Source organism: Streptomyces longhuiensis, from assembly GCF_020616555.1.
In the GTDB taxonomy this organism is placed as follows: domain Bacteria; phylum Actinomycetota; class Actinomycetes; order Streptomycetales; family Streptomycetaceae; genus Streptomyces; species Streptomyces longhuiensis.
In genome coordinates, this window is sequence record NZ_CP085173.1 from 5,260,332 (window position 1) to 5,278,451 (window position 18,120).

Genomic DNA, 18,120 nt, shown 5'->3' on the forward strand with positions numbered 1-18,120 from the left:
AGGACCCGGGCCGCGGGGGTGGGCCCGGTCCCGCGCGGGGGCGCCGCTGTGTCCGTCAGCTCAGATGCCGCGCCGCGAAGTCCAGCTCCAGCCGAACCTGCTTGATCCGCTCCTCCACGACGAGCGAACCGTGCCCCGCGTCGTACCGGTAGACCTCGTGCGTGGCGCCGCGTGCCACGAGCCGGTCCACGTAGTTGTCGATCTGGCGGATCGGGCACCGCGGGTCGTTGACCCCCGCCGAGATGTAGACCGGGGCCTTCACCTCGTCCACGTACGTCAGCGGGGACGACGCGGTGAAGCGGTCGGGGACCTCTTCCGGGGTGCCGCCGAACAGCGTGCGGTCCAGCGCCTTGAGGGCCTCCATCTCGTCGTGGTACGCCGTGACGTAGTCCGCGACGGGCACGGCCGCGAGGCCCAGCGCCCAGACGTCCGGCTGGGTGCCCACGCCGAGGAGCGTGAGGTACCCGCCCCACGAGCCGCCCGCGAGGACGAGCCGGTCCGGGTCGGCGAGCCCGGACGACACGGCCCACTCGCGGACCGCCGAGACGTCCTCCAGCTCGATGAGGCCGACGCGGTGCTTGAGCGCGTCCGTCCACTCGCGCCCGTATCCGGTCGAGCCCCGGTAGTTGACGCGGACCACCGCGTACCCGTGGTCCACCCAGGCCGCCGGTCCCGCCGCGAACGAGTCACTGTCGTGCCAGGTCGGCCCCCCGTGCACCTCGAACACGGTGGGCAGCGGTCCCGTGGCCCCCGCCGGCTTCTGGACGAGGGCGTGGATGCGGCCGCCGGGTCCCTCGACCCACACGTCCTCCACCGGCACGGACACCGGCGCCTTGAGCCCGGGCGGATCGAGGACCACGCCGCCCGACGTGGACCGCACGACCGACGGCTCGGCCGCCGACGACCACAGGTACTCCACACTGCCGTCGGGCCGCGCCGTCGCTCCCGACACCGTGCCCGGCGGCGTCTCGACGCGGGTCAGCGCGCCCGAGCCGAACTCGTACCGCCACAGGTCGCTGCGAGCCTCGAAGCTGTGCGCGACCAGGAGCGCCGAGCCGTCCGGATACCACTCGGCGGAGACATCACCGGGCAGGTCGAGGGCGAGATCGGTCTCCTCGCCCGACGCCACGTCCCACACCATCGGCTCCCAGCGCCCGCGCCGCTGATGCCCGACGAGGAGCCGGGTGTCCCCGTCCACCGGAGCGAAGCCCAGGACCTCCAGGCCCAGCTCCTGCGAGCCGCCCTTGGTGTCGTCGAGCTCGGCGACCGTCGTCCCGTCGGGCCGCACCACACGCAGCGCCGAGTGCATGGCGTCCCCGTGCTCCGTGTGCTCGACGGCGATGAGGGTGCCGTCGTGCGAGAGGTCGCCGACGCCCGCCGACTCGCGGTGCCGGTAGATCTCCTGGGGCGCGCCGCCGCCGCGGACGACATGGATCGTCGTGCCGTCCTCGTCCGTGGAGCGGCCCACGACCGCCGTCGAGCCGTCCCTCCCGATGGCCAGGCCCGCCGGGTACGAGGCTTCGAGCCCGTCCACCGCGGGGACGTCGTCGCCCCCGCCGAAGGGCTGGCGCAGCCACACGCCGAACTCGTCCCCGTCCTTGTCGCTGAACCACCAGATCCACTCGCCGTCGGGGGACAGGACGCCGTCCGTCGTCCCGTTCGGCCGGTCCGTCGCTCTGCGCTGCTCGCCCGTCGCCCTGTCCCACGCATACAGCTCGTACGTCCCCGTCGCGTTCGACACGAACAGGGAGCGGTCCGGCGCGTCCTCCGCCCAGTCGGGCAGGGACACCCGCGGCGCACGGAAGCGCTTCTCCCAGTCCGGCATGGAACCGCCGCCCGCCCCCCGAGGGGCCCCGTTGCTCTCAGTCATGGCCCCATAGTGCCTCCACCGGCCGACAATCCGCCGGTGAGGTTCCCCAGCCTGTGGACAACTTCCCGGACCCGCACTCCTGCGGGTGACGAAGGCGATGTGGGCGACGAAGGCCCGGCCGGTCACACGGGCGGCTCGGCAGGGGCCGGGCCGAGGGTCGTGGTGCCGGGCGCGGCGCGGTGCCCGAGACCCGTGCGGTACGTGTCGAGGGCGGCGTCGATACGGCCCGTGCGGCGGTAGAGGTCGCCGAGCAGGCGGCACAGGTCGGCCAGGTCGGCCAGGTCGCCCGCCGCTCCCGCCCGTTCGAGCAGGCTCAGCGCGGTGACGTAGTGCTCCTCCGCGGCCTCGGCCGCCGCCGTTTCCTCGGGGGCGCCCGCGGCCCCCGACTCCTCCGCGATGATGCCGAGCAGCCGGTGCGCGCCCGCCGCGTGGACGGCGCCGCGCTCCGGATTCAGGTCGCCGAGCAGGGCGCGCAGCAGCGCGGCCGCTTCGTCGCTGCTGCCCCTGCGGCGCAGCACGTCGGCCAGCTCCACCTCGACCTGAGTGGTGTAGAGCACCGCCCGCTTGGCCGACAGCATGTCGCGCGCGGTCCTCAACTCCCGTTCCGCGTCCGCGAGTCGGCCGTTCTGGGCGTGGACGTACCCGCGCATCCAGTGGCAGTGCGCGAGTTCGGTGCGGATCTGGAGCCGCTGGTACAGCTCGGCGGCCTTGCCCAGGGACGCGTCGGCCTCCGCGGCACGCCCCTCGGCGAGCAGAGTGCGGGCCACCGAGCGGTGCATCTTGGCGACGAGCACGGGGTCCCCGGCCTGCGGGGCCAGCGAGAGCGCGAGCTCGGCGGCCTGCGCGGCGCGCGCGTGGGCGCCCATGTCCATGTACGGGGCGATGGTCGCCGTGTAGAGCAGCAGCAGGGCGTCCGGGTCGTGCAGACCGCTGGTGTTCAGCTCGTCGAGCGCGGACTCCAGGAGGTAGCACGCGTACCGCAGCTCTCCGGAGAGGTAGTGCGCGAGGGCACGCGCGCGGATGACGGGGGCGCGCTGGGGGAGTGGCGCGCCGGTCGCGACGAGCAGCGCTTCGGCGGCTTCGAAGTGGCGGTGGGCGTCCGGGAGTTCGCCGGTCTCCAGGGCGCACTCGCCGAGGCCGAGTTCGGCGGCGGCCTGTTCGGCGGCGAGGCCGTGCCGCTCGGCCTCGGCGCGCAGCTGCTCGTACAGGACGGCGGCCTCCTCGGCGGCGCCCGTCGTGAGCCCGCGCTGGGCCTCGGTGAGGCGCAGGCGCAGCCGGGTGGCGAAGTGGGCGGGCTGCCCCGTCGTGAGCTCCTCGTACGTCACGCCGAGCCGCTCGGCGACGTGCCGCAGGGCGGCCTCGGAGGGGCGGACCCGGCCCGCTTCCAGGGTGGAGATGTAGGCGGGCGTGTAGGCGGGCTCGGCGACCTGACGCTGAGTCAAGCCACGCTCGGTGCGCAGGCGGAGGACGCGGCGGCCTATGGGTTCGTCGGCGGGATCGGCGGGATCGGCGGGATCGGCGGGATCGGTGAGATCGGCGGGATGGGCGGGTCGGGACGGTCCGGCGTCCGGTGCGAGACCGGGTTCCCCGTCCGGTACGGGGCCGGGGTCACCCGCCTCCGGGGTGCTGTCGTGCGTCATCGTGCGGCGCGCCGCCCTTCCTGTCCCGCTCCGTGGTTCCGCTCCCGCAACTGATGCTCGCTGCAAGCCACTTGAGTCTCACCCCTTGTCAGCCATCACGCCACCCCCTAGGTTGAGCGATCGATTAAGTCTGATTAACCCAGCACTTATGTCTCCTACTTGAGTACCCGAGGTCCTCGTGCCGATACCCAAGTCCCCGCGCCGTCCCCTGCCCGCCGCGCTCCTCGCCGGTGTCCTCGCGGCCGCCGCCCTCGGTGGCGCGGGCCTCGCCGGTCACGCCGACGCCGCCGAAGCCGCAGGCGGGTCCGACACGGGGAGCCGTACGGTCGAGTACTTCGCCGACTCCCACGCAGAGGGCCGGCACGTCCGAGTTCCGGCGGCCGTACCGGCGAAGATCCGCAAGGAGAAGCGCGCGCCCGCGACGGCCGCCCCGGACGGCGAGGTCACCGCGCTGCAGAAGACGGGCCCCTCCGAGGGGCGCCTCGACCTCGTGATCATGGGTGACGGCTACACGGCGGACCAGCAGGAGGACTTCAGGCAGGACGCCGAGTCCAAGCTCGATTCGATCTTCGCGATCGAGCCGTACAAGAGCTACAAGGGCCTCTTCAACTTCTGGCTCGTCAACACGGTCTCGAACGAATCGGGTGTCTCCGGAGACCCGACCCAGGACGTCGTCAAGGACACCGCGCTCAGTAGTTACTTCTTCTGCGACGACGTCGAGCGGCTGCTCTGCATCGACGAGAAGAAGGTCGACTCGTACGCGCAGCAGGCCCCGGACTCCGACATCGTCTTCGTCGTCTCGAACGCCACTAAGTACGGCGGCGCCGGTTACAGCGGCCTCCAGTCGACCGCCGGGCACACCGGCATCGCCACGATGTCCTCCGACAACGACCGCTCGTACCTGATCGGCGCCCACGAACTGGGCCACTCCATCGGCCTGCTGGCCGACGAGTACCAGTACGCGGGTTACGGCAGGTACCCCGGCGAGGAGCCCGTCGAGCCCAACACCAGCGTCCTGACGGCGGACGGCATGTCCGGCGCCAAGGCCAAGTGGTACCGCTGGCTCGGCGAGAGCGACCCGGCGGGCGGGACCGTGGGCGCGTACGAGGGCGGCGGCTACTACGAGTACGGAATCTACCGTCCGACCCAGAACTCGATCATGCGCGCCCTGGACACCGAGCAGTTCAACCTCGTAGGCCGCGAGGCGATGATCGCCGGTTTCTACCGCGACGCCGACGTGCTCACGGCCCGCACCCCCACCACCCGCACCCTGCGCCCCCAGGACCACATCCGCGTGGACCTCGCCCCGCTCGCCAAGGGCCTGTCCGACGTGCGCGTGCACTGGTACGTCGACGGGGTCGAGGTGCGCCGCGCCGCCGCCGAGCGCACCGTCACCGGCAAGGAGCTCGGCGCGCGCAAGGGCACGCACACCGTCACCGCGACCGCCGTCGACAACAGCGCGTCGCTACGGGACCCGGCCGCGATCCGGGCGGCGTCCAACAGCGTCAGCTGGACGGTGAAGACGGGCAAGTGACGGGCCACGCGCGCGTGGGGGCCGGTTCAGCGGCCGGTCTCGCCCTGCGCGACCTCCACGCCCGCGTGCAGGTCGTGGGCCGCGTCGGCGACCGCGCCGGCCGAGAGCGCCGCGCACACCAGGAGCGCGCAGGCCAGCGCGCGCCGCAGCGCCCTGCGCGGGCGGGCCACCGCGGCGTTCGTGCTCAGCAGAGCGGTGACGCGGCGCGGCACAGGACCCGCCGTGACGGCGAGCGCCGTACGGGGCCGTGACCCGGCCCCCGGGACGCGGGCCGCGGCGAGGGCGGCCCGGCCGATCGCCCGCGCGGTGAGCGCCCGGTCGCCCGTCGCGGTGGCGGCGGACTCGTCGGCCCAGCGCTCGAGCGCGTAGGCGAGCGGTTCGCGCAGTCCGCGGAGCATCGGGTGCAGGGTGACGGCCAGTTCGGCCGTCGCGAGGAACAGATGGTGGCGGCCCGCGAGGTGCGCGCGCTCGTGCGCGAAGAGCACCTCGCGCTCCCGCGCGTCGAGGGCCCGCAGCATCCCCGTCGTCACGACGATCCGGTCCGGGCGCCCCGGAAGGGCGTAGGCGTACGGGAGTTCGTCCGGCCGTACGGAGAGTTCGTCGTCGGCGCCGGACCCGGCGCGGGCCGCCCGCATCTCGCGCCGCTGCCGCAGCCCCGTGCGGACCAGCGCGAACGCGCCCGCCGCCAGCGCGAGCGCGGCGAGGACCGACGCGGGAACGAGCACCGGGGAGCCGTCGCCGAGGAGCGGTGGCGACAGATGCCCGAGGGCGGCCACGGAAGGCAGCCGCAGCGCCCCGGCGGAGGCGAGGAGGCCGAGCGCGGCCGTGCTGGATCCGGCGAGGACGACGGAGAAGCCCGCCAGCGTCCAGGCCGCCGCGCGGGGCGGCAGCCACTCGGCGGCGCGGCGTGCGGCGGGCACGGCGAGCAGCGGCATGAGCAGCGGGATCCAGACGGCGAAGATCATCGGCTGGTCCCCCCGCGGTCTTCGCCCGCACCGTCGGCGCCGCTGCCCGCTCCGCTGTCGGCTCCGCCGTCGAGCAGCGCGCGCAGCATGTGCTCGTCCTCGGTGCTCAGCTCGGAGACGAATCGGGCCAGGACCGTGCCGCGGTCCTCGTCCTTGTCGAGCTCGGCGTGCATGCGGCGGGCCGTGAGCCCGTGCGAGTCCTGCGCGGGCCGGTACGCGTAGCCACGGCCCGCGCGGTCACGGGTGACCGTCCCCTTGGCGTGGAGCCGTGTCAGGATCGTGGTCACGGTGGTGCGGGCCAGGTCGTCGGCGAGCGCCCGCTGCACCTCGCCGGGGGTGAGCGGTGTCTCGGCGGCCCAGAGCGCGGCGAGGACGCTCGCCTCGAGCTCGCCCGCGGGACGCCGTTCCTGCTCCTCGGCCATGGAACGATCCTCCGCTCTTCTTCGTCTACAGTTGAGTAGACCGTCTACACGACTGTAGTCGTATGGTCGGCGCGCCGACTCGCGGCCGCCGTTCAGCCCATTATGAGACGACTGAGAGGAGCGGCCCCCATGGCCGTAGACCCCCTCGCCGCCGCCCAAGCGGTGAACGTGCTGGACGCGGGCTCCCTCCTGGCCGCCTTCGGCGCCATCGGCGTGGCCGTCGTCCTGTTCGCGGAGACCGGACTGCTCGTCGGGTTCTTCCTGCCGGGGGACTCGCTGCTCTTCACGGCCGGCCTGCTGTGCGCGGGCGGCTCGCACGGGCCCGTCCACCTCTCGCTGCCGCAGGTCCTGGCCGCCGCCGTCGTGGGCGCGCTCGCCGGGGCGCAGGCGGGGTACTGGATCGGCCGGCGCGGCGGCCGCGCGCTCCTCGCCCGCAGCAGGGCCAAGCGGCTGCATGAGGGAGCGGCCCGCGCGGAGGAGCTGCTCGATCGGTACGGCCACGCCAAGGCGATCGTCCTGGCCCGCTTCGTCCCCGTCGTCCGTACGGTGCTCAACCCGCTGGCCGGAGCGCTCGGGGTGCCGGCGCGGGTCTTCACGGTGTGGCAGATCGTCGGCGGCCTCGTCTGGACGGTCGGCCTGGTCCTCGCTGGCTACGGACTCGGCTCGTCGGTGCCGAACGTCGACCGTTACCTCCTGCCGATCGTCGCCCTCGTCGTCATCGTCTCCCTGATCCCGCTGGCCCTGGAGGTGGGGCGCTCCCGCGCCAGGTCACGCGAGCGTGACGCCGCGGAGGAGGGCACACCATGACCGCACCTCTCGCCTTCGGCGGCGCGTCCGTGGACGGCAGTCTCTACACGTGGGTGACCGACCTGGCGCACAGCACTCCGCACGCGGTGAACGCCGTCGTGTCCGGCTGGTCGGACTACGGGCTCGCGCTCTTCGCCGTACTGATGATCGCGGCGTGGTGGCGCGCGAGAGGCGAGGGCGGCGTCCGGATGGCCCGGGTCCTCGCGTCCCCGGTGATCGTCGTGGTCGCCTACGTCGCGAACTCCTTGCTCAAGTCGGTCGTCGACGAACAGCGCCCGTGCCGCACGCTCCACACGGTCACCGTGGAGGCGTGCCCGGCACTCGGGGACTGGTCGTTCCCCAGCAACCACGCGGTGATCGCCGCCGCCGCGGCCGTCACGCTGCTGCTCGCCGACCGCCGCATCGGCCTGATCGCGGTCCCGGCGGCGGTCCTCATGGGTGCCTCCCGGGTGTGGATCGGCGTGCACTACCCGCACGACGTGGCGGTGGGCCTGGCCGTGGGCGCCACCCTGGCCCTCCTGCTCAGTCCACTCGCGACCCGGGCAGCGCCACTGGTGGACCGCCTGAGAACGACCCGCCTACGGCCCCTGGTGTCGACTCAGTGACGGGAAGGGGCGCGACGAAACAGGGCGGCGTCCCATACCCGTAGCTCTGCCCGAGGCCCGAGGCCCGAGGCCCGAGGCCCGAGGCCCGAGGCCCGAGGCCCGAGGCCCGAGGCCCGAGACCCGGGATCCCGAGGACCGGGGCTCCGGAGGACCGGAACCCCGCAGACCTGGACACGGCGGACGCCGCCCTGCTGATGTCGCTGCCGGCGGAGTCACTCCCCGGCGACCTCGATCCGCCCGTTGTTCTCCGCGGCGGACGCAGGAGCAGGCACCTGCCCCTTGGCCGAAGCTCCCGAACCCGAACCCGAACTCGAACCCGAACCGGAAACCGAACCCGACGTGAGCCCCTTCAGGAGCGACGCCAGGTCGACCCCGGTGGTGGAGCTGAGGAGTTCGACGCCCTGCGCGACGTTGTCGGCGACCGTACGAGACAGCTGGCTCGCGCCGTCCGTCGAGATCACCGTCATCTTGTCCACGGCGCTCAGCGGCTCGGACGCCTTCGCGACGACGCTCGGCAGCACCTCGACGACCATCTGGAGCACCGCCGCGTCGCCGTACCGCGCGAACGCGTCGGCCTTCTTGTGCATGGCCTCCGCCTCGGCCGCACCCTTCGCGCCGATCGCGGCCGCCTCGGCCTCGCCCTCGAGGCGGACGGCGTCGGCGAGCGCCGCACGGTGCGCCTTCTCGCCCTCACCGGTCAGCCGCGCCCGCTCGGCGTCGGCCTCGGCCTGCTTGACCAGTCCGATGCGGCGGGCCTCCGCCTCCTGCTCGGCCTGGTAGCGCGCGGCGTCGGCCGGCTTACGGACCTGGGTGTCCAGCTCACGGTCGGTCAGGGCCGCCTGGCGCTGGGCCACCTTCTCCTGCTCGGCGAGCACCTCCTGCCGGCGCGCGGCCTCGGCCAGCGGACCGGCGGCCCCGGCACGCGCCGCGGCCTCGTCGGTCTCGGCCTTGATCTCGGCCTGCTTCAGATAGAAGGTCCGCTGCGCGATGGCGATCTCTTCCTCCGCCTTCAGACGGGCCTGCTCGGCGGCGCGCCGCGCGACCGCCTCCGCGATGTCGGCCTCCTGCTTGGCGCGGGCGGCCTCGGGCCGGCCGAGGTCCTCCAGGTACGAGCCCTCGGTGGTGATGTCCTGGATCTGGAAGGCGTCGAGGACGAGGCCCTGGCCTGACAGGCTGGCCTCCGCCTCCTCCGCGACCTGCCCGGCGAACGCGGCCCGGTCACGGATGATGTCCTCGACCGACATCCGGCCGACGATGGAGCGCAGGGCGCCCGAGAGCACCTCCTGCGTGAAGCCGACGATGCCGCCCTGCTGGGCGAGGAAGCGCTGGGCCGCGGCCCGGATCGAGTCCTCGGTGCCGCCGACCTTGACGATGGCGACACCCTCGAGGTTGGCCTTCACGCCGCGCAGCGTGACCGCGCCGCGCACGGCGATGGGGATGTGCCGCGACGACAGGTCGAGGGTGAACTTCTGCTGGACGAACGGGACGACGAAGACGCCGCCGCCGACCACGACCTTCTGGCCGCTGTTGTCGGTGAACACCCGTCCGGTCTCCGGGTCGGTGGCCTTCTTGCCGCGCCGCCCGGTGACGATGAACGCCTCGCTGGGCCCGGCCACCTTGTAGCGGGTCACGACGACGAGTGCGAGCAGCACGACGAGTACGACGACTCCGATGACGGAGATGAGCACTGGGCTCATGGTGATTCCCCCCTCCTGCCCCCTGGGGGACGGTGGATCGATTACGTATGGACGGCCCCTGCGGGCCACGTGTGGACGGCTCCACGGATGGCGTCGGCCGACCGGGTGCGGAGTGCCGTGGCGCTCAGCGTCGGACGGGCCTCAGCGTCGGACGGGCCGCACGGCGACCGACGTGGGCGAGAGCGACTCCTCGACCCAGATCTCGCTGCCCCGCGCCACGGCCGTCGCCCCCGCGCTCTTCGCCGCGAGCTTCACCGGCTGCCCGGCGAGCCGCAGCAGCACCTCGCCGTAGCCGTCCGCCGGGATCGCCGTGACGACGGAACCCGCCGTGCCGACGAGGTCGTCGCCGCGCGGGGCGGCCCCGTCCTGATCGCGCATCAGGGCCCGGCTCAGCCGCCAGGTCAGCCACCCGGCAGCGACGCCCGCGCCGGCCCCTACGGCGGTGGCGGGCCCGGCCCCGAGGCCGGTGGTGCCGAGCACGAGCGCGCTCCCGAAGCCGAGCATCGAGACGAACCCGGCGACGACCGGCAGCGAGAGCAGCCCGTCGAAGAGCCCGTCGAGGAACCCGGCGCCGCCGAAGAGTCCTTCGAGCACGCCGTCGAAGACGAGAGCGAGCACCAGCAGAACGAGCCCCGCGATGCCGAGCCCCAGAAAAACCGTCACCGCATCCCCCTTCCGGCCGTACCCGTACCGGCCGCCCCCTTCGGTGATGGCCACATCCTCGCACCACGAACGGAGCGAGCGCATTGCCATATCCCGGCAATCTTTACTGTTCATTGATGCCGGGTTTTGCCTCCCTTTGCGAGGCCGTTGCGGGAACTTTCGCCACTGCACCGGCCGTTGGTCAAGCCGGGGTGGCGTATGACCGAGGCGAAGGGCCAGGAAAGAAACCGGGGGAGAGGCAGGGCGTACGGCGTGCTGTCCGGCCTGCCCTACGCGGTCATGGCCCTGGTCGCGCTCGCCGACATCGCCTCCGGTCCGGGCGGGGGCCTGTTGCCGCTCGCGTCGCTCGGCCCCGCCTTCGCGGGCCTCGTGGGCAGCTGGCGGCGCACGGCGTGGATCGGCGGCATCGCCATGGCCCTGTGCTCACTCCTGGCCGTCGACGACGGGCAGTTGGGGGAGCGCCGGGGATACACGGCGCTCATCTGCGTCCTCGGCGTGACGGCCACGGGCATCGCCGCCGCCGTGATGCGCGGCCGCAGGGACGCCGAGCTGGCGAGTGTGCGCTCGATAGCGGAGGTGGCCCAGCGCGTTCTGCTGCGCCCGGTGCCGCGCAGCGCCGGCCCGCTGCGGGTGGCGGTGTCGTACACGTCGGCGGTGGCGGAGGCCCGTATCGGCGGTGATCTGTACGAGGTCGTGGCCTCGCCGGGCGGCATACGCGTGATCATCGGCGATGTGCAGGGCAAGGGGCTCGACGCGGTCGAGACGGCGGCGCTCGTTCTCGGGGCGTTCCGCGAGGCCGCGCACGACGAGCCCGAACTCCTCGGTTTGAGCCGCCGCCTGGAGCGAGCCGTCGACCGGGACCTGCATGGCGAGAAGTTCGTGACCGCGCTGCTCGCCGAGGTGCGGGGCGGCGGCAGCGAGGTGACGTTCCTGAACTTCGGACACCCGGCCCCCATGCTCGTACGCCCCGACGGCTCGGCCCACTTCCCGCGCCCGCCGCAGTACGCGCTGCCGCTCGGTATCGGCGTGCACGGCGCGGAGGGGCCCGAGCCGTACACGGTGGACTTCGCACCCGGCGACCAGATCCTGCTGTACACCGACGGCGTCACGGAGGCGCGGGACCGGGCCGGAGAGTTCTACCCGCTCGGCGACCGCGCCTCGCTCCTCAAGGATCCCGACCCGGAGGCCGCCCTCAAGGAGCTGCGTGCCGACCTGGTCCACCACGCGGCCGGCCCCCTGCACGACGACGCGGCGATGCTTCTCCTGCGCCACCGCCACGAAGATCCGTCCGACACCGCGCCACCATTCGTGCCGTCCGCCCCGTCATAATTCGCGCCACGAATTGCCGCCAATTTTCGGCACAGGCAGCCGCGCGCAAGAGAACTCGGCCGGCCTATTGAGCTGGAATCCTCATAAATCGGGGTCTGTCGGATGGATGCCGTTAAGGCCGTTACCTGGGCGGGGCGAGTCCGTTGAACCGGTATACGGACGCGATCTGGCGGCCGTATCCGTCCAGCAAAAAGGAGAACGTGATGTCTCGCATCGCGAAGGCCGCCGCTGTCGCGCTCGGCACCGGCGCCGTGGTGATCAGCGGTGCCGGCCTGGCCATGGCCGACGCCGGCGCCCAGGGTGACGCTGTCCGTTCGCCCGGTGTCGTCTCGGGTGACGCGGTCCAGGCCCCGGTCCACGTCCCGGTCAACCTCTGCGGCGACACCGTGGACGTCATCGCTCTGCTGAACCCGGCCTTCGGCAACGCCTGCGCCAATGTCGGGGACGACAACGTGGGCGACGGCGGCGACGACGGCGGCTATGGCGGCGGCTACGGCGGCTGACACCCCGAAAAAGGCCCCCGGCGCGGATGCGCGGGGGCCTTTTCTCATGTGTGACGCGGATTATGCGTACCGATACAAATGCCCGTGCTCGATCATCGAACTCGGCTTCACTTTCCAGGGTGGCATCGGTTCGTCAAGAGTCACGACACGCCACGCCCCCTTCGATCCTGCGGCCGGTAGATAGGGAGCTGATTCGGGGTATTTCCGGCGCCAGCGTGACCAGAGCAGATCGACGAACGCGTGGTTGAACCAGAAGACCGGATCGTTCACGGAGTCCGCCCCGAGCATGTGCCCGCCGACCCACCGATGCACCCGGTTGTGGTTACGGAACTTGCTGTTCCCCACCCCCGACGTCCAGCCCTCGACCTTGTTGCGGAACCCGCGCGATGACGTCGAGTTCCACGGCGCGGAGTCGTACAGCGAATCCCCCATCGCCCAGGCCAGTTCGTGCTTCGTGGGCAGCTCGATCGGATCGTGGGGGCGGCCGAAGTCCCGGGTCAGGAACTCGCTCTCCGTCACGCCCTCCTTGATGGGCCAGTGGCCGCTCCCATAGGCGAAAGGCCCCGTCATCACCCGCCGGTCGGAGCGTCGGCCGTTCCCGCCGAGGAACCCCTCGCCCCACAGGGACGACGTCGGGGAGCGGTCCACCGTCCAGTCCCAGTAAGGGACCGAGACTCCGGGATCCACTCGTTGCAGCGCGCTTTCGAATTCGAGGAGGAACTGCCGGTGCCAGGGCAGAAAGGTCGGCGCCATGTGCGCGACCCGCTGCCCGCCGTCCCCGTCACCGGTGTAGAACTCCATGTGCATGCGCACGAATTCGTCGTACTGCCCCTTGCGTTTGACCGCGAGCAGCGCGGACACGAACCGCTTCTTCTGCGCCGCCGTGAGCGAGCTCTGGTTCTGCCGCGTGTAGACCAACGCCGTCCCCGTCCTTCAACTTCGTCTGTGCCGCGGCGCTCAGAGCGCGCGCCGGCGCAGCATCTGGTCGCCGAGCTCGTCCACGGCACCCCTCACCGCGGCCAGGGGGGTGGGATACGACTGGTAGTGGTCGACCATGCTCAGATAACTGCCGTCGGCGCGACGCATCAGATGCAGCGGTCGGCCGTCCACCGTGACGTCCCAGTGCCCGGACCGCTGCCCGATGTGCGCGCGCGTCATCGAGCCCTGCCCTCGAGTCCCGCGGATGTGGCGGCCGTGGTAGGTCTCCTCGAAGTCCCCGTCGGCCGCGCCCTTCAGGTCGTCCTGCGGGTGGCGGAAGGCCCGGCCGACGAGGGCGGCGGCCGGCACGACGGCGGCGGCGAGCGCGACCCCGATCAGCCGCCGCACCATGGTCCGGCGCGTCACGAGCCCTCGGCCGGCGGGACCGAGACCGACAGGCGGGGTACCGGCTTCCACTGGCGTCTCCTCTTTCGGACCTCAGGATCTGCGCGTGCGGGTCACGCGATGTCGAACGCCGCTCCCGGCGCCGTCGTCAGAAGCGGCGTGACGAGCGCGGCCTCGGGCAGCGCCGCGTCCGGCAGCCCGAACCGGTCGCCGATCGGACCGGTGAGCGGCGGGTTCACCGATGCCCCGGGGGTGGCCGTCCGTACGTCGGACCCCGCGGTGGTCAGGCCCAGGTGATCGATCTCGTGGTCTCCCGTCACCTGGGAAAGCGGCGCCTCGACCCGCGTGTCGGGCAGCTCGCTGCTGAGCGGAACCGCCGGCAGCAGCGGCTCGGGAAGCATCCGCCCGGCCACGAAGCGCGGGGCGTCGGGCCCGCCCGGCATCGGGATCGGTACCCCGGTCGACAGCTCGGGCGCCTTCACGTGCAGCGCGTTCTCCACACCGGTCAGCGGAACCGCTACGGGTACCTGCTCGCCCGCGGCGGCGGGAGCGGCGCCCGCGCCCGCGGCGGCGAGGCAGCCGGCCAGTACAGCGAGCGTCCCTCTGGCAGTTGACTTCATGTCGGACACAGTTCCTTTCGGGCTTCGCGGTACTTGTCACCGCGAAAGGAGTAACGACCGGGTGGGTGTATCAGTGCAAACTTCCCTCGCCCGGTGCATTCGGCCGATGTATGTATCAGCTGGTCCAGAAGTCCCACCAGCGGGTCAGGATCAGCATCCCGATGATCCCGACGTGCAGCACGGGCAGGACCCACGTGAACTCACCGAAGAACGACCGCAGCCAGGACGGCGCGGGCAGGAACCCGTTGCGCACGTTGAACGACGTCACGTACCAGAACATGACGATCGTGGCGACCCACGCCAGAGAGCACCACAGGCACAGCGAGTTGATCCGGTACAGCGACTGGAACTGCAGCCACGTGCAGAACCCGACCCCGAACAGCGTGCCCGCGTTGAACGTCAGCCAGTACCAGCGCGGGAACCGCGCCCGCCCCAGCAGACTCATCCCCACGCAGATCACGACGGCGTAGGCCGCGAGCCCCAGCATCGGGTTCGGGAACCCGAACACCGACGCCTGCTCGCTCTTCATGATGTTCCCGCAGGACACCACGGGGTTGAGGCTGCAGCCCGGCGTGAAGTTCGGGTCCTCGAGCAGCTTGAACTTGTCGATCGTGATGACCCACGCCGCGAGCAGCCCCGCCGCACCGGTGATCACCAGGAGCAGCGCGAAACCCAGGGAACGGGACTCCGGGGCGACACGTGGCGACTCAACCAGGCTGTCACTGTGCTGAGTTGAGCCGGGCTGCCGCGGCATCCGGGCCGGGCGTCCCTCGGTGTTCGTGCTTCCCATGGGCCACTTCCTTCCGGTCAGACGCGCAGCTTGCGTACAGGGAGCAGGCAGTGGGCCGCGCCGGTCAGTGTCGCCTCGTCACCCGCGAACGAGGCGAGATCCTCCTCGGCGACCGGGCTGCCGGGCACCGCCGAGGTCCAGGGGCGCGTGGTGAACACGAAGTACGCGTAACCGCGTTCGGCCGCGGCGGCCAGCCACTCGGGGGGCGCGACGCACTGGGCGCTGAGGTACGGCATGTTGACGACGGCCTGGCCTGCCTCGACGAGCAGCGAGACGGGGAAGCTGGGGTTGCGCGTGGCGTCCACGACCTTGCCGACCGGCAGGCTGTTGTTCTCCAGCAGGGCCCGTACCGCTTCGGTCGATGCCTCCTGCCCGCCCGCGCCGTCCCCCAGGGAGTAGGCCAGCAGGAAGGGCATGTCCCCTTCCTCGTCCGGGTGTTCGCCGCTCCACGCGATGACGGCGAGGGTGCCCAGATCGATGGCGCGGAAGGCGCGGTTCTCAGTCGGCGTTGAAGTCACCACGGCAGCGTAGCCACGCTCGAAGGGCGCCCCGGCGACCTTTCACCCGCTTGGGGGAACGGCCCCCACTCGAACGAGAATTGGGGTCGGGCCGGACATGCCGAGAGGCCGGTCCGGGGCCGCTCGGCGCGGTGGGACCAGCCTCTCGTCGGCCTGGGTGCCGCTTCGCGCGAGGAGTGCGCGAAGGGGTGCGTCAGCCGTTGTGGCCGTGGTTGCCGAAGGCGGGGTTGAGGCCGGCGATGCCGTTGACGGTGTTCCCGACGACGTTGACCGGAACGTCGACGGGTACCTGGGCGACGTTGCCCGAACCGACGCCGGGGGAGCCGGCCGCCTCACCCGCCGCGTCGGCGCCGTGGGCGAAGGCGCTGCCCGAAGCGGCGCCCGCGGCGAGTCCGGCGGCGGCCATGACCAGAGCAGCCTTCTTGGCGGTGTTCATCACTGAAACCTTCCCAATTGGGGTTTTTGCGGCTTGTGAAGCAGCTTGTGAAGCTGTGCGGCGGGTGGCAGGAGCACGCCCGCGCAGATCGCTACTTGCCGAGGGGAAGGCCGCCGAGAAGTCCGGCCGGGGCGCCCGCGCCGGCGTCGTTCACGTTGTCCGCCGTGTTCTGCACCGTGTTGAGGACCGAGCCGCCCCGCTCCGTGTCGAGCATGTTGGTGTGCAGCGGCTGGGCGTCGAGCACCGACTGGTGGCTCAGGGTGTCGACCGCGCCGTTGAGGCTCGTCGGCGTGAGGTCGGAGGCGAACGCGGGTGCGGCTGCACCGGCGATGACCATGGATCCGGCGACGACGGCGGCGGCCTTCAGGGGCTTCATCATGTTCCTTCCTTGGGGTGACGATTTGTCACCAGCGACGGAATATCCAACGAGCGTCCCCGGCAACGGAAACTCTGAGGTCAGGGGATTTGCCGAACCCACTCGAATGAAGGGCCGCGGAGTTCTCATATGAGATTTGGGAAGAGGTGAATTGTCGGCGCGGGGCGCCCGATCAGGCACGGCAGGGACGTGAAAAGCCCGTCGCGCCGGTACGGGACCGGCGCGACGGGTGGATGGGGGTGCCCGCTTCGCCGCGGGCGCGCCCCCGTCAGTTGGACAGGGCGGGAGCCTGAGGGAGCACCGGCGTCTTCGGGACCGTGGACGTGGACGGCACGGACGCCGTGGACGGGAGCGGGAGTCCGGTCGACGGGAGCGTGGGGAGCTTGGGCAGGCCGGGCAGCGTCGGCGCGGGCAGCCCGCCGCCGAGCAGGGTGGCCGCGAGCAGGTTCACCAGGGCGGTGACGACGTTCGTAGCCGCGGTGGCGACACCGGCGACGTCGCCCGCGGTCGATGCCTTGATCAGCGCGTCGACGGCGGTCTGGAGCGCGGTCAGGGCGTCGCCCTTCACGTCCTTCCGGGCGGCCTTGGCGTCGTCGGGGGCGGCCGACTTCGGTGTGGTGGTGGCCGCGGGGACGGTGGCCTTGGCGGCATCGATGGCCGCCTTGATCGCGTCCGCGTGCTTCTGTGCCGCCTCGGCGGACAGTTTTCCGTCGTCGGCCTTGAGGACCTCGGTGAGCAGGTCCGTGACCGGGGTCACGACGGAACTCATGCTGCCGAGCGCGCCTACCTGGCCCAGCAGCGCATCCGCTCCGGGAACCGGTGCGCGCAGTGCCTCGACGCTGTTGGAGCTTCCCGGGTCGCTTTCGGCGGCTATCGCGGGAGCGGCGGTGCCGAGGAGGATCGTCGCGCAAAGAGCGGTGGTGGCAATGCGCCGTACGGGCTGATGGTGCATGTTTGTTCCTTTTCGGTGGTGTCTGTCCGATCTTGTGACCACCGTGGAATGACTGATTGCGTTCCGCAAGCGAACGGCGACATTCCGTGAGGAATCACCCTCGTCTCTCGGCGTGTCGTGCCAGGTGAGGCGCCCATTCGGGGGGTCTGCGGGCGTCGACCCCATATGGCGCAACGAACGCAAGAACGGCCGCCCCGAACGGGGCGGCCGCGGAAGGGTCCGGGGGAGCCGGATCAGTTGGCGCAGCGGCCGCCGAACGTCGGGTTCAGCAGGCCGATCACGTCGACCGTGTCGCCGCAGACGTTCACGGGGACGTGGACGGGAACCTGGACGGTGTTGCCCGAGATCACGCCGGGGGAGTGGGCGGCGGCACCCTGCGCGTCACTGCTGGCGGCGGCGACGCCGGCGGAGCCGGCCAGGGCGGCGGCGGCGACGGTGGAAAAGACAAAGGCCTTCGCGGTACGCGACATGGGGGAGGTGCTCCTCGGTCGGTCGATACGTCTCCGGGGCGGGTGCCCGGCTCGTGGATCAACGCGTGCCACCCGCGCGGGGTTGCGCCCCCGATCGGGTGACTGCACGGCGGGGGCTTCACCGCTTTCACCATTCCGACACACATGTCGGGTTTCCCAGATAAATACTCATCTGTCGCTACAGTGGCTCACCTCCCAGCCCGGCGAGGCGGGGCGCAGAAGTGCTTCCCGTCCCATGTGACTTTCGCATCCTCATTCCGTGATTCAGAAGCTCTTTGTCCCTGAAAGGGAATCGGTCATGCGTCATCACCTGGGCTCGCACCTGCGCCGTACGGCGGTGGGCGCCGTTTCTCCTGTCGCGCATTCCAAGACGTGTGGCGCCGCGGGCGCGCGGGAGGCGCAGAGCATCAGTGAACCGGGACGCGCGCAGCCGCGAAGGGTCCCCGCGTACGCCGACACCCTCGGCCACGACGCGGACGCCTTCGCGCTCGGCCGGAGCATCGGACAGCGGGGGTCGGGGCTCGGCCTCCGGATGACATCGCGGCGGGACACGGCCTGGACCGGCGTGCTCTGCGCAGCGGTCGACGCCAGGCCGTAGCG

Annotated in this window: 21 protein-coding genes; 6 read left to right on the forward strand and 15 right to left on the reverse strand. The window is 71.9% G+C overall.

The window, feature by feature from the left end; genetic code table 11:
* Nucleotides 1–55 precede the first annotated feature (55 nt).
* A complete protein-coding gene (locus tag LGI35_RS24310) occupies nt 56–1,870 on the reverse strand; it encodes a S9 family peptidase (RefSeq protein WP_227296463.1) in 1,815 nt (604 codons plus the stop codon).
* A gap of 122 nt (nt 1,871–1,992) precedes the next feature.
* Nucleotides 1,993–3,510, reverse strand: a complete 1,518-nt coding sequence (locus tag LGI35_RS24315; RefSeq protein WP_227296465.1) for a helix-turn-helix domain-containing protein — start codon at nt 3,508–3,510, stop codon at nt 1,993–1,995.
* 178 nt (nt 3,511–3,688) lie between these two features.
* Between LGI35_RS24315 and LGI35_RS24320 the strand changes: the two genes are divergently transcribed.
* Complete coding sequence (locus tag LGI35_RS24320) at nt 3,689–5,044, forward strand: M64 family metallopeptidase (protein ID WP_227296468.1); 1,356 nt, start codon at nt 3,689–3,691, stop codon at nt 5,042–5,044.
* 26 nt (nt 5,045–5,070) lie between these two features.
* Here LGI35_RS24320 and LGI35_RS24325 read toward each other — a convergent pair whose 3' ends face one another.
* Together LGI35_RS24325 and LGI35_RS24330 are read right to left on the reverse strand one after the other, a co-directional pair.
* Nucleotides 5,071–6,009 carry a M56 family metallopeptidase gene (locus LGI35_RS24325; protein WP_227296469.1) on the reverse strand — a complete coding sequence of 313 codons (939 nt, stop codon included), beginning with the start codon at nt 6,007–6,009 and terminating at the stop codon, nt 5,071–5,073.
* The gene (locus LGI35_RS24330) at nt 6,006–6,431 is read right to left on the reverse strand and encodes a BlaI/MecI/CopY family transcriptional regulator (protein WP_227296470.1); all 426 of its coding nucleotides are present in this window, start codon (nt 6,429–6,431) and stop codon (nt 6,006–6,008) included. Before LGI35_RS24330 ends, LGI35_RS24325 begins: the two co-directional genes overlap by 4 nt.
* Before the next feature lie 129 nt (nt 6,432–6,560).
* Between LGI35_RS24330 and LGI35_RS24335 the strand changes: the two genes are divergently transcribed.
* Together LGI35_RS24335 and LGI35_RS24340 are read left to right on the forward strand one after the other, a co-directional pair.
* Nucleotides 6,561–7,238: a DedA family protein gene (locus LGI35_RS24335; protein WP_227296471.1), complete on the forward strand. Its 678-nt coding sequence runs from the start codon at nt 6,561–6,563 to the stop codon at nt 7,236–7,238.
* Nucleotides 7,235–7,843: a phosphatase PAP2 family protein gene (locus tag LGI35_RS24340; RefSeq protein WP_227296477.1), complete on the forward strand. Its 609-nt coding sequence runs from the start codon at nt 7,235–7,237 to the stop codon at nt 7,841–7,843. Before LGI35_RS24335 ends, LGI35_RS24340 begins: the two co-directional genes overlap by 4 nt.
* A 212-nt stretch (nt 7,844–8,055) precedes the next feature.
* On the opposite strand, the gene LGI35_RS24345 is transcribed toward LGI35_RS24340, so the two are convergent.
* On the reverse strand, nt 8,056–9,540 hold the full coding sequence (locus LGI35_RS24345) for a flotillin family protein (RefSeq protein ID WP_227296478.1): 1,485 nt from the start codon (nt 9,538–9,540) through the stop codon (nt 8,056–8,058).
* A 141-nt stretch (nt 9,541–9,681) separates the two neighbouring features.
* Nucleotides 9,682–10,203: a hypothetical protein gene (locus LGI35_RS24350; protein ID WP_227296479.1), complete on the reverse strand. Its 522-nt coding sequence runs from the start codon at nt 10,201–10,203 to the stop codon at nt 9,682–9,684.
* Between the two features lie 198 nt (nt 10,204–10,401).
* Here LGI35_RS24350 and LGI35_RS24355 point away from each other — a divergent pair, with 198 nt between their 5' ends.
* Together LGI35_RS24355 and LGI35_RS24360 are read left to right on the forward strand one after the other, a co-directional pair.
* Nucleotides 10,402–11,532 (forward strand): PP2C family protein-serine/threonine phosphatase, encoded by a 1,131-nt coding sequence (locus LGI35_RS24355; protein WP_227296480.1) that lies wholly within the window; start codon nt 10,402–10,404, stop codon nt 11,530–11,532.
* Nucleotides 11,533–11,735: 203 nt separating this feature from the next.
* The gene (locus LGI35_RS24360; protein WP_227296481.1) at nt 11,736–12,035 is read left to right on the forward strand and encodes a chaplin; all 300 of its coding nucleotides are present in this window, start codon (nt 11,736–11,738) and stop codon (nt 12,033–12,035) included.
* Nucleotides 12,036–12,095: 60 nt separating this feature from the next.
* On the opposite strand, the gene LGI35_RS24365 is transcribed toward LGI35_RS24360, so the two are convergent.
* The 9 genes from LGI35_RS24365 to LGI35_RS24405 form a co-directional block, all read right to left on the reverse strand.
* Nucleotides 12,096–12,953 carry a tyrosinase family protein gene (locus LGI35_RS24365; protein ID WP_227296482.1) on the reverse strand — a complete coding sequence of 286 codons (858 nt, stop codon included), beginning with the start codon at nt 12,951–12,953 and terminating at the stop codon, nt 12,096–12,098.
* A gap of 39 nt (nt 12,954–12,992) precedes the next feature.
* Nucleotides 12,993–13,430: a tyrosinase family oxidase copper chaperone gene (locus LGI35_RS24370; protein ID WP_341483382.1), complete on the reverse strand. Its 438-nt coding sequence runs from the start codon at nt 13,428–13,430 to the stop codon at nt 12,993–12,995.
* Between the two features lie 41 nt (nt 13,431–13,471).
* Entirely contained in the window at nt 13,472–13,978 is a 507-nt protein-coding gene (locus tag LGI35_RS24375) for a hypothetical protein (protein ID WP_227296483.1), read from the reverse strand.
* 115 nt (nt 13,979–14,093) lie between these two features.
* Entirely contained in the window at nt 14,094–14,732 is a 639-nt protein-coding gene (locus LGI35_RS24380; RefSeq protein WP_227300475.1) for a vitamin K epoxide reductase family protein, read from the reverse strand.
* Nucleotides 14,733–14,785: 53 nt separating this feature from the next.
* A complete protein-coding gene (locus LGI35_RS24385; RefSeq protein ID WP_227296484.1) occupies nt 14,786–15,286 on the reverse strand; it encodes a DUF5949 family protein in 501 nt (166 codons plus the stop codon).
* Between the two features lie 193 nt (nt 15,287–15,479).
* Complete coding sequence (locus LGI35_RS24390) at nt 15,480–15,722, reverse strand: chaplin family protein (RefSeq protein ID WP_227296485.1); 243 nt, start codon at nt 15,720–15,722, stop codon at nt 15,480–15,482.
* Between the two features lie 91 nt (nt 15,723–15,813).
* On the reverse strand, nt 15,814–16,098 hold the full coding sequence (locus LGI35_RS24395; protein WP_116513514.1) for a hypothetical protein: 285 nt from the start codon (nt 16,096–16,098) through the stop codon (nt 15,814–15,816).
* A 268-nt stretch (nt 16,099–16,366) separates the two neighbouring features.
* Nucleotides 16,367–17,050, reverse strand: coding sequence for a hypothetical protein (locus LGI35_RS24400; protein WP_227296486.1), 684 nt, complete (start codon nt 17,048–17,050; stop codon nt 16,367–16,369).
* A 233-nt stretch (nt 17,051–17,283) separates the two neighbouring features.
* On the reverse strand, nt 17,284–17,520 hold the full coding sequence (locus tag LGI35_RS24405; RefSeq protein ID WP_227296487.1) for a chaplin: 237 nt from the start codon (nt 17,518–17,520) through the stop codon (nt 17,284–17,286).
* A gap of 298 nt (nt 17,521–17,818) precedes the next feature.
* Between LGI35_RS24405 and LGI35_RS24410 the strand changes: the two genes are divergently transcribed.
* Nucleotides 17,819–18,118, forward strand: a complete 300-nt coding sequence (locus tag LGI35_RS24410; RefSeq protein ID WP_227296488.1) for a hypothetical protein — start codon at nt 17,819–17,821, stop codon at nt 18,116–18,118.
* Nucleotides 18,119–18,120 lie beyond the last annotated feature (2 nt).